This is a genomic window from Mycobacterium sp. pV006 (genome assembly GCF_041287115.1).
GTDB lineage: Bacteria > Actinomycetota > Actinomycetes > Mycobacteriales > Mycobacteriaceae > Mycobacterium.
Window position 1 is genome coordinate 47,628 of sequence record NZ_JBGGKT010000011.1, and the last position, 15,764, is coordinate 63,391.

Consider the following 15,764-nt stretch of genomic DNA (forward strand, 5'->3'; position numbering starts at 1 on the left):
GGCTGCAGATGCGGCTTTCGGTCAAACGAGCAGCGACATCATTGCGGGTATCTGGCGAGGTACTCCTCGACCCGGATCGGGTGGTCGGCGCGGTACCCCACGGGCAGCACCACGTCGCCGACCGCGGTGCGGTAGTACACGTCCCAGCGATGGAAACCCGCGAACGCTGCCGGGTCGGCTGCGATGAGGGCGGCGTACTGGTTGACCGCGCGCACGTACTGGCGAGAGTTGTTGTAGCGCAAGAGCGCGGCATCCTTGTCGCGGGCGAAACCCTGGGCGGCCAGGAACCGGCCGGCCGCGAGGATGGCATCTCTCGGGGACCAGATGTCGCCGCGGCCGTAGATCGCGAATGTCGACGGCAGGAACTGCATCGGGCCTTGCGCCCCCGCGGTGCTGACGCCGTGGATGCGGCCGAACGCGGTCTCGACGAAGTTGATCGCGGCCAGGTAGTTCCAGCCGACACCGGAGGCCTCTTCGGCTTCGCGGTAGAGCGCCCGCAGCTCCGGCAGCGGGACCGGCGGGTCGACGTGCCAGGCCGGCAACGTGGGCTTGCCCCGTACCGAGCTCATGCCCTCGAGTTGGCGACGGGCGTCGACGTTGCGGTCGAACACCTCGCGCAGCGACGCCGGAAGACGGGCGTGGGCGACGGGATCCCACTCGGGGTGCCGTGCGAACGCGCGGTATGCCGCCTGCTGCCGGCGCGCGGCGGCGGTCAGCCATTCCTCGGTCGCGGCCGGGTCGCGCAGCACCCGTTCGTCGGCGACGAGGTCGTCGACGAGGCGCTGCGGCTCGGCGGCCAGACGGGGCTGCGCCCACGGCGGCGTGACGTGCGGGGGCGGCGCCGCCTCCGGCACGGGTGGGGCCGTGGGCGCTGCGGTGTGCTGCTCGGGTGTGGGCGCCGAGGTGCAGCCGCCGAGCAGCCCGATCGTCAGCATGATGGCTCCGGTCAGCGCGCGGGTGCGACTCAGAGTGATCCCTCCCTCGGGTGGCTTCCCGACCAGTGTGACGACAACGTCGCCATCTGCCCACCTCCGTAGAGTGGCCGACATGAAACGAGGCCGCATCGTCTGTGCCTGGCTGGCCGTGGTGCTCGCGGCGTTGGTCTTCGCGCCGTCCTCCGCGCTCGCGTCGCCGGCTCTGCGCATGTCCGCGGACGACGAACAGATCCTGGCGGCGATGCTCGCTTCGGACGCGCGGGACGCCGACGCGGTGTCCGCCCGGTTCCTGGGCACGCCGTACGGCGCCAACACGCTGATCGGGTCGGCGACCGAGCCCGAACAGCTCGTCGTCGACCTGCAGCACGTGGACTGTTTCACCTACGCCGACTACGTCGAAGCCCTCAAGCGCGCCAACGACCGCGCTTCGTTCCTCGAGAGCCTCACCGCGGTCCGTTACAAGGACGGTGAGGTGTCCTTCCAGAGCAGGCGCCACTTCTTCACCGACTGGTCCGCGTCGGCGCCTGCCGTGGCCACCGACGTGACGTCAGCGGTCAGCGACGACGCGGTCCGCACGTCGAAACGCCTGAATGAGAAGGATTCCGGCGGGGTGTACCTGCCTGGTCTTCCGCCGGTCACCCGCGACGTGTCCTACATTCCCAGCGACCGGGTGGACGACGAGGTGATCGGCCGCCTGCGCACCGGCGATTATGTGGGCGCCTACGCCGAGGACGGTGGACTCGACGTCACCCATGTCGGCATCTTCATCGATTCGCCGGCGGGGCCGATGTTCCGCAACGCGTCGTCCCTGGAGTCGGACATGGGAGTGGTCGACACCCCGCTGCGCGCCTACCTGGCCACGGTCCCCGGTGTGGTGGTGCTGCGTCCGCTGCGGTGAATCGAGGTCTAGGCCGCCCGACCGCGCTCCGTCCGCGAGGCGCGCTTCTCGCCGGCACCCTCGCGGGTCTGCGGCTTCGCTACGTCTGGGGCCGGCGCTGCGTCAGCTGCGCCACTCATCTCCGCCTTGCTGTCGGCCGCTTCGGTCTCAGCCTGTTCGGAGGCCTGGTCGACGAGCTCCTGCGGATCGATCGCGGTCTCGTCGCCCTCTTTCACGTCATCGTCCTCGACCATCGCGATCTTCTCGGCCGTGGACGCCTGCACGGATCGTTCGTTCTCCGGGACTTCCGCGGAGCGGGCCTCCGGGTCGAACCAGTCCGGCGGGAACGGCACCTGCAGCGGCTCGTCCGGCGCTATGGTCCAGGCGTGGAACCATGCGCTCGGCGCATCCACGGGCCCACGGTCGGGAAGACCGATGATCGGGGTGGCGCTGGCGCCCGGGATGTTCAGGGTCCACTCGTCGACGAGGACATAGAGCGCGGCGAGGAACACGTCGGTGGCGAACTCACCCAGGTTGGTGGACAGTCCCTCGCCGCGGGCGATGTCTGCGCCGTTGAAGACGGCGCTGGCCACGATCGTCTCCCCGAAGTTGTGTCCGACGGCCAGCTGCTTGCCGAGGTAGCCCAGCCGGTTGGCGAACTCGTGGAAGTCGGTGCGCGCCGCGTTGCGGAATGCGATGAACCCGGCATCGATGTCGTCGGGCGTGGCTGCCTGCTGCGGACCGACCGTCGCTGCCGCGGCGTCCGCGCTGCTGCGTGACGACGACGGTGCGGGCAGCCACGGCCATCCCCGGAGCGCTTTCGTCGACGCCGTCAGATCCACCGATGTCATCGAGCTTGGCACCGGTTCCGAGGATGCTTCGACGGGTGTGACCGCGACGGTTGCCCCCGCGACGACAATCGCCGCCATGGTCGCGCACGCTCGACACTTCAGACTCACCGGATTTCCCCCAATCGACTCGTCAATGTGTGAGCAAGCTAACACCAGCGCGCACAATCGAAAAGGCCTTCATAATTTGCTGCTGTGTCAGTTTGAGTGCGGTTTCGTTCGTGCCACTGGTCTGCGCGCGTTGCGGTGGGATACGGGTGAGCGAAAGCCCACCTGGCCCGCCCAGGATTTTGACGTGCAATTTTCACGATATCTCTCGGTGGCCACCCTGCCGCAGCATCCGTGTGGCGAGTACGGGGCTTGCGCTGAAGACACCCCTGCGCATGTTTGCCATCTGGAACGGCTGAGCCGCCGATGCGCTACTCCGGAAACCCGGGTCTCGCGGCGGCGGAGTCCGCTCCGGCCGCGGATTCCGCCCACTTCGATTGCAGTCCCAACCAAGTGGTTAGTCTGCAAGGAGTCCAACGATGGAGCAGGAGGCCGCCATGCAGCTGGCGCTGACACCCGAGGAAGCCGAATTTCGCGACGAGCTTCGCACCTTCTATCGGACGAAGATCCCGGCGGAGATCCGCGAGCGGTCTCGCCACGCGACGGAACTCAACCACGAAGACATCATCACCAGCCACAAGATCCTCCACGAGCACGGGCTCGCGGTCCCGAACTGGCCGGTGGAATGGGGCGGCAAAGACTGGACGCAGACCCAGCACCAGATCTGGCGTGACGAGATGCAACTGGCCAGTGTGCCGGAGCCGCTCACCTTCAACGCGCAGATGGTCGGCCCCGTGATCGCCGAGTTCGGCTCCCAGGAACTCAAGGAGCGGTTCCTGCCACCGACCGCAGCCCTGGACATCTGGTGGGCGCAGGGGTTCTCCGAACCCGAAGCCGGCTCGGACCTGGCGTCCTTGCGTACCACCGCCATCCGCGACGGCGACAGCTACGTCGTCAACGGCCAGAAGACCTGGACCACGCTGGGCCAGTACGCCGACTGGATCTTCTGCCTGGTCCGCACCGACCCGGACGCCCCAAAGAAGCAGGCCGGCATCTCGTTCTTGCTGATGGACATGAAGACTCCGGGCATCACCCTGCGGCCGATCAAACTCATCGACGGCAGCTACGAGGTCAACGAAGTGTTCTTCGAAGACGTGCGGGTGCCTGCCGATCAGCTGGTCGGCGAGGAGAACCAGGGGTGGAGCTACGCCAAATTCCTGCTCGGCAACGAGCGCACCGGCATCACCCACATCGGCCGCACCAAGGTCAAGCTGTCCGATATCAAGGCCCGCGCCAAGAAGATCGGCCTGCTCGACGATCCGCTGTTCGCCGCGCGGCTCGCTGAACTCGAAAACGATGTCGTCGCACTGGAACTCACCCAGATGCGGGTGGTGTCCGGATCGTCGGCCGGCAAGCCCAACCCGGCCTCGTCGGTGTTGAAGCTGCGCGCCACCGAACTCCAGCAGCTGACCACAGAACTGGCCGTCGAGGTCGCCGGCCTCGACGCACTGCCCTTCGACGCGGGTGACGACATCGCCTCGCCGGTATGGGCGCAGCACGCCGCTCCGCATTATCTGAACTACCGCAAGACATCGATCTACGGCGGCAGCAACGAGGTGCAGCGCACCATCATCGCGTCGACGATTCTCGGATTGTGAGGTAAGCCATGGACTTTCAACTCAGCGAAGAGCAGGTCCTGCTCCGCGACACCACCAAAGATGTGCTCTCACGCGCCTATCCGGTCGAACGTCGGCTCGAAGTCATCGATTCCGAGTCCGGGTGGAGCCGGGAAGTCTGGAGCCAATTGGCCGAGATCGGGCTGCTGGGCCTGGGTTTCGAGGAGGACGCCGGCGGTCAGATCGAGGTGATGGCCGCGATGGCCGAGATCGGTCGGCGCCTGGCTCCCGAGCCGGTGCTGCACGCCGCCCTGGGCCCGGGTTCGTTGATCGCAGAGGTCGGCACCGACGAGCAGAAGGCGATGCTCGACGAGGTCGCTGCCGGGCAGCACCTGCTGGCGTTCGCCCATTTCGAGCCGGGCACTCGCGGACCGTCGACGACGGTGACCACAACTGCTGCGCAGCAGGGTGATTCGTGGACGATCACGGGGACGAAGAACCCGGTGCTGGCCGGCGACAGCGCCGATACCCTCGTCGTCAGCGCCGCGCTGCCCGACGGCGGGACCGGCCTCTTCCTGGTCGACGCGGCTGCCGCGCGTCGGCAGCCGTACCGCACCTTCGACGGTCTGCGCGCCGCGCAGGTCGACTTCGACGCCACGGCCGCTCGGCCGCTCGGCGACGGCGCCGACGCGTCGGAGGCGATCAGCCGCGCCCTGGTCCGCATGTCGTCGGCACTGTGCGCCGAGGCGCTCGGTGCGATGGAGGAGGCCCTGCGCCTGACCTCCGAGTACCTGACGCAACGCAAGCAGTTCGGCGTCACGCTGAGCAAGTTCCAGACGCTCACCCAGCGCGCCGCCGACATGTACGTGTCCCTCGAACTCGCGCGCAGCATGACGATGTACGCGGCCATGTCGATCGCCGACGGCAACCTCGACCCCGTCATCGCGGCACGGGCGAAACTGCAGATCGGCCGATCCGGGCGACACATCAGCCAGGAGGCCATCCAGCTGCACGGCGGTATCGGTGTCACCGCCGAGTACCCGATCAGCCACTACGCGGCCCGGCTCACGGCGATCGAGAACACGCTCGGGTCGTCGCAGGATCAGCTGCACACGCTGGTCGGTGTGTTGGACGACTACGAGGTGATCACCGTCTGACCGGGCCCGAACAGGCTTCGTAACGCCCACGGGCGGGAATTCGACAGACCGTAGAGACATTGCAACGAGCATCCAACAGGCAGGAGTGCACGATGCAGGCGAAAAAGTTGATGGCCGGCGTCATGATCGCCGGTGGCCTCGGTGCGGCAGCGACAGTGTTCGGTGCGGGCACGGCAACGGCCGACCCGCATTGGTGGTATCCGCCGCCCCCGCCAGGGCACGTCGGACAGGCCGTCGGTATCCCGCCGGGCCACATCGGTCAGTGGGTCGGTGTGCCGCCCGGGCACTGGGACAAACCGTGGAAGTGGTTCAAGTAGCCGGTTCACACCGCCGTCCAGCACTGCGCACCACCGCCATCGATGCCGGACTGGTAGACGGCCACCGCGAACCGGTCCAGCGCGACCACGGCACCGGAGTCCGGCAGCTCGACACCCACAGGATTGCCGGACTTGTTTATCAACAAGGCCTTTCGCGTGCCCTCCGCGGTGACGAACGCTTGGGCATAGACCCTTGCGTCCGGGAACTTCGGGTCACCCACTTCCGTGCTCACCAGGGTGTCGCCTGGGCCGAAGTGCTCCAGGAGCTTCCGTAACGCCTGATAGCGGGCGTTGGGCTCGCCGGTGTCCCAGTCGACCAGAGTGACACCCGGGATCATGCCGGGATAGCCCATGAATTCGGCGATCCCCACCAGATCGATCCCGAGCGTCACCAGGTGCGCCCACACGTAGGACTGCAGCGCGGCGCTGAGCAGCCAGTAGTCGGCCGGAATCTCGGGCTCCGGGTTCATCAGATCCGGGGTGAACGTGCCGACCTCGTTGACAAAAGTCTTGGTGTCGGGTGACAGGCGACGTCGGACCGACTCGATCCATCGCACCTGGTCGAGGAAACCGTCGGCCTGGGCGAAGAAGACCGCGGGCCACTGGTCGAAGGGGATGTTTCCTTCCGGTGCAATAGGATTCACGATGTCGGGATGGGCGTAGAAGTGGTAGGAGATCGCGTCGCGGTGCGGTCCTGAACCGAGGAAATGCCAGAAGTACTCCGGATTGTGGTGCTGGTGGGTCAAAGAGAGTCCCACAAATTTCATCTGCGGGTCCAGGGGCGCGAGACGCTGCACCACAGCGTCGAACAGGCGTGTGTATGCCTGGGGTGACAGTCCCCGCATGTCGGGCTCGCACAACACCTCCCAGTACGCGAACCGGTACCGATGGCCGGACTCGCGCCGACGGCCGGCCTCGTCGGTGAAGCCTCCTGCGATGTACCAGCTGGCCAGTCGATAGAAGTAGTCGGCGACTTCCGCACAGGTGGGGTCGCGCAACTCCACACCATGCTCGTAGTCCCAGACGGCTTGGTCCGGGTCATCGGGTACGTCGACGGTCGTGGTGAACATCCACGCCGGGATGGTTGCGAAGTTGGCCACCACGGGCCGCCCCTCTGCAGCGGCCATGACGTCGGCCACGAACGGGTCGAGTCGGTCGAAATTCCACGACGTCTGCCCATCGGTTGGTGGGGTGAGCGCGGGCACAGACACGTGCGGGTGGGAGAACCACGGCAGGAAGCGAATCAGGTCGGCACGCAGTTCCTTCAGCGCCGCGAACACCCGATCGTGCACCGGCGAGCCGCGACGCAGTGTCGGCGCGGTCCACACATGGGTGGTCAGCGTGGTCCGCGAGATCCCGGTGGCGGCGGCCCAGTCAACGCGCAGCGGAATCGTCACCGTCTTTTCCTCCTGAAGTCACCGGCCGAGTGCCGGCAGAATTGCCTGGTCGACGATGGCGGCACGACGCTCGGCATCAGGCACTTCACCGGTGTCGATCTGGTGTTTGATCATCAATGCCTCTCCGATGTCTGCGACGACGTCGGTGACACGCTCGTAGTCGATCTGGCCGATGGCCGCGTAGTGCTCCATCACCGTGCGGGTGAACCGTCCGCCGCGCGGCGCGAAGACCTGCCGATAGAGCGCGTCGACCAGGTCTGGGCGGCGGTCCCGTTCGGCGAGGATCGACGCGACGACGACGGCGGTCGGCCCGGCCAGCCAGTCGGCCAGCAGGTCCAGCGAGCGCAGGAGGTCGGCGCGCAGGTCACCGCCGGCCGGTGAGGGCGTCTCGACCGGATGGCTCTCGGCCAGGGCCTCCAGCAGCAGATCGTCCAGCGTCGGCCAGTGCCGGTAGATCGACGTCTTCGCGACGTCGGCCCGGCGCGCCACCCCCTCGACGGTGATCGCCGCGACCCCGACCCGAAGCACCTCGTCCAGAATCGCCGCGCGGCACACGGCCCTGAGGTCGGATGTGGTCCGGCGCATAGCGTGACACGTTAGCTACGCGACCATAGCTACGCAAGCGTAGCTATGTTAATACTGGTCGTGCAGCCGCATCCACTGATACGGCGGCTCTTGGGGCCACCCGTCTGGTGAGTCCTCCCAGGTCTCCTGGCGCCCGTACGGTGTCAGGTCGAGCAGGTCGAACACCACCATGAACGGCTCTTCGCCGCGACCGAACGTCTGCCAGGTGTGGAACACGCGGTCACCGTCGCGCAGGAACACGCTGATCGAATGGTGTTCCTCGCCGTCGACCGTCGCGTGGAAGTCCTCGTTGAAGGTGCTGCGCCCCGACGACACCCAGGGCAGGTCCCAGCCCATGCGGTCCTTGAACGCGACGAGCTTCCCGACGGGCGCGCGGGAGACCAGGGCGAACGAGGTGTCCTTGGCGTGCAGGTGGGACAGCGGTCCGACGTGGTCGGCCATCATCGAGCAGCCCGAGCAGCCCTCATCCCAGTCGGGCGCGAACATGAAGTGCTGCACGATCAGCTGGCGCCGGCCGTCGAACAGGTCGAGCAGTGACAGCGGCCCGGACTCGGTGTCGAGCGCGTACGGGGTATCGATCGCCACCATCGGCAGACGTCGCCGTGCCGCGCTGACGGCGTCTTTCAGCCGCGTGAGTTCCTTTTCCCGGACCAGCAGTTCGGCGCGGGCGTTTTCCCACTCGTCACGAGACACGATCGGCGGCAACGCGGTTCCCATGTCTGCGAGCTTGCCACCGTCCGTCGTCAATTGAGGTCGGAAACGACTTCCGCGACCTGCCGCACCTGGTCGAGGTCGGTGCTGGTCGGGATCAGGTGGATCTCGTCGGTGCCGACGGCGGCGAACTTGTCCAGCACCGCCCGCAACTCGTCGGCGGTTCCGGCCCAGCCGGTGGTCGGGGCCATCGCCTCGACGATCTCGGCGGGGATCCAGTTCATGTAGCGCAGCAGGTGCCGGCGCACCTGCTCGCGTGGGGCGTCGCCATCACCGACGGCGAACCAGAACGATGTCGCCAGATGCGGTCGTCCGCGCCGCTCGGCGCGCCAGGCCTCGCGCGCGACGTCGAACAGTTCGTTCTGCTTCACGACGTCGAGGTCGAGGGTGGTGCCGGCCAGCCCGTCGGCCCACGTGGCCGCGCTGCGCAGAGTCTTGGGTCCCATCGTGCCCACCACCAGGGACGGACCGCCCGGCTGCACGGGAGGCGGCCCGACCGGCAGCGTGGAATCGGTGACCTTCTCCCCCGCCCACACACGTTTCATGACCGCGACGCGGTCGGCCATCTGGCGCATGGTCTGGGTGGCCGGATCGGCGCCGGCGGCCCGGTAGTCCTCGTGGCGCCCGCCGACGCCCAGGCCGACCGTCAGCCGGCCGTCGCTGAGCACGTCGCCGGTCGCCAGCGCTTTCGCCAGCATCACCGGATCGTGCAACTGCGGGATCACGACGGTGGTGACCAGGCGGACCCGGTCGGTCCACGCCGCCAGCGCGCCCAGCAGGGTCAGGCTCTCCGGGTTGTCGAACGCCATGCGCTCGCCCCAGCACAGCGACGAGAACGGACCGTCGTCGACGACACGGGCCCACTGCCGCAGCGTCGCGCGGTCCAGGTCGGGCTCCATCACCGGCATCGTCATCCCGATACGCACGTCGGCGATTCTGACACGGGCACCGGGGAGTCAGGCTCAGCGCGGCGGATCCTTGCGGGCCCGGATCGGTTCGGTGGCCGGCGGCGTGAACAACGCCCCGCGCATTCCGCCGCCGAACGTGCGCACCGCCACCAGCAGCCAGGTGGCCAGCAACCCGACGTAGGCGACCGCTGCCGCCACCCGGAACGCGGGCAGCCCGGTGTGCAACGCCAACTGCGTCGTCCCGGTGACGAAGGTGCCGACCGGGAACGTCAGACTCCACCACGTCAGCGCGAACGGCATGCCCCGGCGCAGGGTCCGCACCGTCAGCGACGTCGCCAGGCTGATCCACAACACCGCGAAACCCCACACCGGAACGCCGTAGAGCACGGCGAAGACCTGCAACCCGTCGGCGATCTGCGGGTCGACCGCAGACGGCGCGTCGGCGGCGAGAAGTCCTGCCACGGTGATGGATTGGCCGAGCGGCCCCAGCACGATCCACAACGTCGGCACCCGCGCGGTGCCGGACGTACCGTAGTGCGCCAGCCGGCTCCACACCATCGTGATGATGATCAGCGACGCGATCAACGACAACCCGAACATCGCCAGACACCCGTAGAGCATCGTCGCCCGGCCCGGGCCCTCAGCCATGTGCGGGATGAGCATGGCGCCGGTGGCGGCCGACACCATGGGCGGGACGACCGGCATCAGCCAGCCGCCGAACGCCGAATCCGGTTCGACCCGGTATTGGGTGAACATCAGATGCGGGATGCTCATCGCGGTGAACAGGCCGCCCGCGGTGCCGGCGCCCCACAACCACCACGCCAGCTCCACTGCGACCTCGGCACCGATCAGATCAGGTCCGACCAGCAGCGACCCCGCGGCCACGGTCAGCAGCGCCATCGGGGCGGCGCCGTAGAAATGCGCCATCTGGGGATTGCGGACATGGCTACGCGCCACCGTCGGATTGCGGACCCAGTGCGCGATCATCGCGACGACGAGGACCACCAGCCACAGCGCGGAGATGGCCCACACCACCGACGCGAACCCGCGGAGTCCCGGCACCTGCACCGGTAACGTCGCTCCCGCCGTGGCCACGATCCCGGTGCCCATCACCGAGGCGAACCAGTTGGGCCCGAGGTAGCCGAGGAATGAGGGCCGATCGCTGGTCATCGGGACAGTATGGCCACCGCCGGCGGCGAACCCCGCAGACCCACCGGGGGTTATCCCCCGGGCAGATGTCCGGAAAACGTTGTTTCCGTGATGTCGCGGCATCCCTAGGTTGGGGACATGGCCGCAGTTTCCGACATGCACGCCGACACCGTCGAGTTCGCTCCACCCTCGCCCGTGCCCGAGGCGCCACCGCGCGTCCGCCGCATCGGGGTGGTGCCGAGCGCGTCGCTGCTCGTGGGAGGCGCGCTGGGCACCGTCTGGTTTTGGATTCCGCTGGGGATCTTCGTCCTCGGGATCTCCTCGATACCCAGCGTCGTCGGATTCGCTTTGGCCGCAGTCATCTTCGTGTATCTGATCCGCGGAATCGATCGTGCCGAGCGGGTGCGCAGCGAGGCGGTGTTCGGCATGGGGCTGGGGGCTCCGGTGCATCGTCCGTCGACGCATACCGGGTTTCAGGGTTGGGCCCACCAGCTGTGGATCGACGTCAGCAGTGCGTGGTTCTGGAAAGCCGCCGCGCACCACTACCTACGGATGCTCTACGACATCGCGGTCACGGCGCTGATCGCCGGGCTGCTGGTGTTCGCGTTCGTCGCGCCGGCGGCGGCCGTCGTGATCGGCAACAGCGACGCCGATGCCGGGTTGTCCTTCATCCCGACACCGGTGGCGGTCCTGCTCGCCGTGGTGGCGTTCGCGGCTGCGGCGGCCCTGCTGGTGTTCGGCCCCGAACTCGACGCGCGCATCGACCGCTGGCTGCTGACGCCCTCGCCGACAGCGGCGCTGCGCCACCAGGTCACTGCGCTGGCCGACGCGCGCGCGGGTGCGGTCACTTCGGCGCAGACCGAACGGCACCGCATCGAACGCGACCTGCACGACGAGGTCCAACCGCGCCTGGTCTCGCTGGCGATGACCATCGGCCTGGCCCGCACCAAACTCGACACCGATCTACCGAAAGCCAGGGAGCTGATCGCCGAGGCCCACGAGGACGCCAAGAGCGCCCTGGTGGAACTCCGTAACGTCGTGCGTGGCATCGCTCCCACCATCCTGGCCGACCGGGGCCTGGACGCGGCGCTGTCGGCTGTCGTCCAGCGCGCCACCAACGCCGGTGTCCCGACCACGTTGAGCGTGCATCTGCCGCATCGCCTGCCCGAGGAGGTGGAGGCGTGCGCGTATTTCGTTGTCGCCGAGGCACTGACGAACGTCACCCGACACTCGGGAGCGACACACGCGACGGTCACGGTGCGCCTGGACGAAGCGGCCGACGAACTGCATGTCACGGTGTTCGACGACGGCCGCGGCGGCGCGCAGATCAGTGACGACGGCTCCGAGGCCACCGGTCTGCGCGGGCTCGACGAACGCGTGCGGGCCGCCCGCGGCACGTTCTCGGTGTCCAGTCCCGTCACCGGACCCACGATCGTCACCGCGGTGCTGCCATGCGCATCGTGATCGCCGAGGATTCGGCGCTCTTGCGGGGCGGGATCGTGCGCATCCTGGCCGACGCCGGTCACGACGTCGTCGCGGAGGTCTCCGACGCCACCGACCTGCTGCGCCTGGTCAACGAACACCGGCCCGATCTGGTCATCGTCGACGTCCGGATGCCGCCGACCTTCACCGACGAAGGCATCCGCGCCGCGGCGCTGTTACGCACCCAGAACCCCGAATCGCCCGTGCTGGTGCTCTCCCACTACGTCGAAGAGCGCTACGCCGCCGATCTGATCGCCTCGGACACACGGGGATTCGGTTACCTGCTGAAGGACCGGGTCGCCGATGTGCCCGCGTTCCTCGACGCGGTGCAGACGGTCGGGTCGGGAGGCACCGTGCTCGACCCCGAGGTGGTGTCGCAGATCCTGGTGCGCTCGCGCAGCCGCGCGGCACTGGACGTACTGACACCGCGCGAGCGCGAAGTCCTGCAGTTGATGGCCGAGGGCAGGACCAACTCCGCCATCGCCGCAGAACTGCACATGTCGGTGGGCTCGGCGGAGAAGCACATCGCCTCCATCTTCGCCAAGTTCGACCTCGCACCCGACGACAGCGAGAACCGCCGCGTTCTGGCGGTTCTGCGCTACCTCGAATCGTGATGTGTTGAAAGGATTTCCCGTGACGAACACCATCACACCGGCTGACGCCGCTCCCCCGCCACAACTGTCCCCGGGTACGCGCACCACCGTGCGCGCCGGCCTCGTCGTGCTCGCCGCCATCCTGCTCGTCGGTGTCCTCGTCGCGCTCGCCGGTGTGGCCTTCGGACTCACCAGATTCCGCGTCGTCGCGCAGTCCTCGACGCTGCCGGCGTCGTTGCGCACGCTGGAGATCGACATCGACACCGCACCGGCGGCCGTCCGCATCACCTCGGACCGGTCGGCTCGCGAACCGCGGGTCGACATGCGGATGGTCAACTCGTCGCGCTCGGATGCCGAGCCGCTCAGCGTCAGCGCCGACGGGACCGCCGCCCGAGTCAGCATCACTCCCGCGTCCTCAGAATGGTTGCGCCAGGCCCGTGCCGGCGAGATCACCGTCGTGCTGCCCGACGAACTCGCTCGCCGGTTGGCCGTCACCGTCCGCCAAGACGTCGGGGTGGTGTTCGCCGAGGCCGACCTCGACCGGTTCACCGCGCAGACCCGCGAAGGTGCCGTGGTGCTCAACGGATCCGCCCGCCAGGTCGACATCGACAACGAACACGGCGAGATCGTCAGCCGCCGCCCGATCGCGGTGTCCGAATCGTTCCGGGCGTCCACCGCCACCGGCGAGGTGAGCGTCAAGTTCGGTGAGGTGCCCGAAACCGTCGACGCCGAAGCCGGGCGCGGCGATGTGGTGCTGTCGTTACCCGCACCCGGCCCGTACCTGGTCAACGTCAGCACCGGTCGCGACCGCGGGGACACCGTGGTGAAGGTCCCGCAGACCCGAAACGTCGACGAAGCAGTGGCAGTGGTGACGGCGCGGTCGGACACCGGCAACGTCGTCGTCGACGAAGTCGACTAGTGCAGGACCGCCATGATCGCGCGCACCGGGCCGGACTGGATCTGCGTAAATCCGGTGCCCGCCCAGATGTTGAGCGCCTGCGCGTCGTTCGCCCGGGCCGCGGCCGCCCGCAGCGGACTGGTCAGATAGTGCACCTCGGGATAGGCCAGCGGCGCGTGCACGTCGTGTTCGTCGATGAAGCGGTTGCGCAGGCCACGAGCGTAGCGGCCCGAGAATGCTTTCGTGACAGCTGTTTCGGTGAAGGCACCGTCTCGCAGCGCCGCCCGGTGCACCGGGGTGCTACCGGCCTCGTCGCTGCACAGAAACGCCGTGCCGAGCTGCGCGGCGATCGCCCCCGCCTGCCGCACACCGTCGATGTCGGCGGCGGTCATCAGACCCCCCGCGGCCACGACGGGCAGATCGAACTGCGCGGTCAATGCAGCCACCAGCTCGTGGAGCGACTGCTCCGAGGGTGACGCCGTGGGATCGAAGGTCCCGCGGTGACCGCCTGCTGAGGGCCCTTGTGCCGCAAGTACATCGACGCCACAGTCGACGGCCTGCCGCGCCTCGTCGATGGTGGTCACCGTCGCCACGGTGGTGATGCCGGCAGTAGACAGCCGGCGCCGCTCGTCCACGGTGGGCAGGCCGAACGTGAAGGACACCACGGCGGGTTTGGCGTCGAGCAGCACCTCGATCTTGGCGTCCCAGTCCTCGTCGAAGTAGTGGGGCGTGCCGAGTTCGACACCGTAACGCTGCGCCTCACCGGCCAGCCGGGCCGCGTAGGCCTCGACCTCGGCGGGCGGCGCGGACCCGGGCCGGGGCACGAAGAGGTTCGCCCCGATCGCACCGGAGGTGAGTCGCAGTGTGGCCTCCAGCCGCTGGGCGAACGCAGGTGCGGTCAGATAGCCGGCGGGGACGAACCCGAGACCGCCGGCCTCGGTGCCGGCCGCGGCGAGTTCGGGCGTCGACGGCCCACCGGCCATCGGCGCGACGGCGATGGGAACGGTCAGATCCCGGAAGTCGAACGCCACCTGCTCTTGCTACCACGACGGGCGTGTCGCGCCTAGTGTCCGCGGGCCTGTTGTTGTCGGCGGTAGTCGTCGGCGAGGGCGCCCACGTGATCAGGCAGCGTTCCGGACGCGACGTCAGCGAGGCTGGTCTGCTCGAGCACCGAGCGCATGCTGGCCCGCAGCGCCCGCCAGACATCGGTCAGGGCAGCGGTGGGCCCGGAATAGGGCAGATCGCCGAGGCCGATGTCGCGCACGCTGGCCAGCGGGCCGTCGATACACCGCAACACGTCGGCGAGGCTGATGTCGTGGGCAGGGCGCGCCAGTTCGTAGCCGCCGTCGCGACCGCGGTGACTGCGCACGAGCCGGTCGGTGCGCAGGTCCGAGAGGATGTCGACGAGAAACTGCGGCGGAATGCCTTGCGCCTTGGCCAGATCGTCCGTCTTGACCAGGATGCCGTCCTGCACGGTCGCCAGTTGGACCATCGCCCGCACGGCGTACTCCGCCTTGGCCGACATCCGCATGGCCTCAGGCTAGTCAACGCGGCGGCGGGGCCTCACCCTCCGGTTCGTCCGTGGCGCCGGTGCAATCCAGCCAACGGCCGTCCTCCCGCGCGAAGGGCATGACGTCGGTGCGGGTCTCGGGCGGCGCATCGCCCATGGAGCGGCTGCTGGTCACCTCCGCGGTCGCGCTGTCCCCGGTGACCTGGATGTTGTCCACCTTGTCGATGGTCAGCGTCGAGGACTCCCGGATCAGGTCCAGGATGCCGGCCTCGTAGGCGGCCTCGTCGTAGGCCACGAGCGCTTGCGCGACCCGGTCCAGGAGTTCCTTGGGCGCGTCCCTGCCGAACTGTTGGGTCAAGCCCTCCGAGACCTGCGGAACCGTCAGCGAACTGAGTTCCTGCTGCGAACCGAAAGCCGACATGGGGGGCGCGAGGTATTCGGCCGGGTTGCTGACCGCTTCCTGCTGGGCGGCGCAGGTCAGTCCCGGCAGCTCCGCCCAGGCGCCCTCCTCGAAGATGCGCGCCTGCTGGTAGACGACGTCGCGGATCTGGTCTTCGTCACTGCGCTCCTCCGGGGCCGCGGAGGCCGACCCCTGCGCAGGCGAAGTCTCCGGCGAGGTTTCCTGACCACTGCACCCCGCAAGGATCCCGGCGGTCGCTGTCACGGCGATCATCACGCGAAGCACGCATGCCCCCTTCATCTCCATGTCTCGTCCCGCCCGATTACCCCGACC

At 68.3% G+C, this 15,764-nt stretch carries 17 protein-coding genes; 7 read left to right on the forward strand and 10 right to left on the reverse strand.

Features of this window, described 5'->3' with window-relative positions; all coding sequences use genetic code 11:
* Window positions 1–38 precede the first annotated feature (38 nt).
* Window positions 39–935: a lytic murein transglycosylase gene (locus ACAG25_RS17535; protein ID WP_370489739.1), complete on the reverse strand. Its 897-nt coding sequence runs from the start codon at window positions 933–935 to the stop codon at window positions 39–41.
* 112 nt (window positions 936–1,047) lie between these two features.
* On the opposite strand from ACAG25_RS17535, the gene ACAG25_RS17540 reads away from it, so the two are divergent.
* Complete coding sequence (locus tag ACAG25_RS17540; RefSeq protein ID WP_370489740.1) at window positions 1,048–1,833, forward strand: DUF1460 domain-containing protein; 786 nt, start codon at window positions 1,048–1,050, stop codon at window positions 1,831–1,833.
* A gap of 8 nt (window positions 1,834–1,841) precedes the next feature.
* On the opposite strand, the gene ACAG25_RS17545 is transcribed toward ACAG25_RS17540, so the two are convergent.
* On the reverse strand, window positions 1,842–2,741 hold the full coding sequence (locus tag ACAG25_RS17545) for a hypothetical protein (protein WP_370489741.1): 900 nt from the start codon (window positions 2,739–2,741) through the stop codon (window positions 1,842–1,844).
* Window positions 2,742–3,205: 464 nt separating this feature from the next.
* Here ACAG25_RS17545 and ACAG25_RS17550 point away from each other — a divergent pair, with 464 nt between their 5' ends.
* The 3 genes from ACAG25_RS17550 to ACAG25_RS17560 all read left to right on the forward strand — a co-directional run bounded on the left by ACAG25_RS17550 (window position 3,206) and on the right by ACAG25_RS17560 (window position 5,798).
* Entirely contained in the window at window positions 3,206–4,366 is a 1,161-nt protein-coding gene (locus ACAG25_RS17550) for an acyl-CoA dehydrogenase family protein (RefSeq protein WP_370489839.1), read from the forward strand.
* An 8-nt stretch (window positions 4,367–4,374) separates the two neighbouring features.
* Window positions 4,375–5,481, forward strand: coding sequence for an acyl-CoA dehydrogenase family protein (locus tag ACAG25_RS17555; protein WP_370489742.1), 1,107 nt, complete (start codon window positions 4,375–4,377; stop codon window positions 5,479–5,481).
* A gap of 92 nt (window positions 5,482–5,573) precedes the next feature.
* On the forward strand, window positions 5,574–5,798 hold the full coding sequence (locus ACAG25_RS17560; protein WP_370489743.1) for a hypothetical protein: 225 nt from the start codon (window positions 5,574–5,576) through the stop codon (window positions 5,796–5,798).
* A gap of 5 nt (window positions 5,799–5,803) precedes the next feature.
* Here ACAG25_RS17560 and ACAG25_RS17565 read toward each other — a convergent pair whose 3' ends face one another.
* The 5 genes from ACAG25_RS17565 to ACAG25_RS17585 are packed head-to-tail and all read right to left on the reverse strand — an operon-like array spanning window position 5,804 to window position 10,569.
* Window positions 5,804–7,195 (reverse strand): hypothetical protein, encoded by a 1,392-nt coding sequence (locus ACAG25_RS17565; RefSeq protein ID WP_370489744.1) that lies wholly within the window; start codon window positions 7,193–7,195, stop codon window positions 5,804–5,806.
* An 18-nt stretch (window positions 7,196–7,213) separates the two neighbouring features.
* The gene (locus tag ACAG25_RS17570) at window positions 7,214–7,780 is read right to left on the reverse strand and encodes a TetR/AcrR family transcriptional regulator C-terminal ligand-binding domain-containing protein (protein WP_370489745.1); all 567 of its coding nucleotides are present in this window, start codon (window positions 7,778–7,780) and stop codon (window positions 7,214–7,216) included.
* A 48-nt stretch (window positions 7,781–7,828) separates the two neighbouring features.
* Window positions 7,829–8,497 (reverse strand): DUF899 domain-containing protein, encoded by a 669-nt coding sequence (locus ACAG25_RS17575; protein WP_370489746.1) that lies wholly within the window; start codon window positions 8,495–8,497, stop codon window positions 7,829–7,831.
* 26 nt (window positions 8,498–8,523) lie between these two features.
* Window positions 8,524–9,405: an LLM class flavin-dependent oxidoreductase gene (locus ACAG25_RS17580; RefSeq protein ID WP_370489840.1), complete on the reverse strand. Its 882-nt coding sequence runs from the start codon at window positions 9,403–9,405 to the stop codon at window positions 8,524–8,526.
* A gap of 48 nt (window positions 9,406–9,453) precedes the next feature.
* Window positions 9,454–10,569 (reverse strand): TDT family transporter, encoded by a 1,116-nt coding sequence (locus ACAG25_RS17585; protein WP_370489747.1) that lies wholly within the window; start codon window positions 10,567–10,569, stop codon window positions 9,454–9,456.
* A gap of 117 nt (window positions 10,570–10,686) precedes the next feature.
* Here ACAG25_RS17585 and ACAG25_RS17590 point away from each other — a divergent pair, with 117 nt between their 5' ends.
* Genes ACAG25_RS17590 through ACAG25_RS17600 form a run of 3 tightly spaced genes read left to right on the forward strand, consistent with a single transcriptional unit; the run spans window position 10,687 to window position 13,542 of the window.
* The gene (locus tag ACAG25_RS17590; RefSeq protein WP_370489748.1) at window positions 10,687–12,012 is read left to right on the forward strand and encodes a sensor histidine kinase; all 1,326 of its coding nucleotides are present in this window, start codon (window positions 10,687–10,689) and stop codon (window positions 12,010–12,012) included.
* The gene (locus ACAG25_RS17595) at window positions 12,000–12,644 is read left to right on the forward strand and encodes a response regulator (protein ID WP_370489749.1); all 645 of its coding nucleotides are present in this window, start codon (window positions 12,000–12,002) and stop codon (window positions 12,642–12,644) included. Before ACAG25_RS17590 ends, ACAG25_RS17595 begins: the two co-directional genes overlap by 13 nt.
* 19 nt (window positions 12,645–12,663) lie before the next feature.
* On the forward strand, window positions 12,664–13,542 hold the full coding sequence (locus ACAG25_RS17600) for a hypothetical protein (RefSeq protein ID WP_370489750.1): 879 nt from the start codon (window positions 12,664–12,666) through the stop codon (window positions 13,540–13,542).
* Here ACAG25_RS17600 and ACAG25_RS17605 read toward each other — a convergent pair.
* From ACAG25_RS17605 to ACAG25_RS17615, 3 genes are read right to left on the reverse strand one after another with little or no spacing between them, the layout of a single operon-like run.
* On the reverse strand, window positions 13,539–14,552 hold the full coding sequence (locus ACAG25_RS17605; RefSeq protein ID WP_370489751.1) for a nitronate monooxygenase: 1,014 nt from the start codon (window positions 14,550–14,552) through the stop codon (window positions 13,539–13,541). The genes ACAG25_RS17600 and ACAG25_RS17605 overlap by 4 nt on opposite strands.
* A 32-nt stretch (window positions 14,553–14,584) precedes the next feature.
* Entirely contained in the window at window positions 14,585–15,052 is a 468-nt protein-coding gene (locus tag ACAG25_RS17610; protein WP_370489752.1) for an RrF2 family transcriptional regulator, read from the reverse strand.
* A 13-nt stretch (window positions 15,053–15,065) separates the two neighbouring features.
* Window positions 15,066–15,716: a hypothetical protein gene (locus tag ACAG25_RS17615; RefSeq protein ID WP_370489753.1), complete on the reverse strand. Its 651-nt coding sequence runs from the start codon at window positions 15,714–15,716 to the stop codon at window positions 15,066–15,068.
* Window positions 15,717–15,764 lie beyond the last annotated feature (48 nt).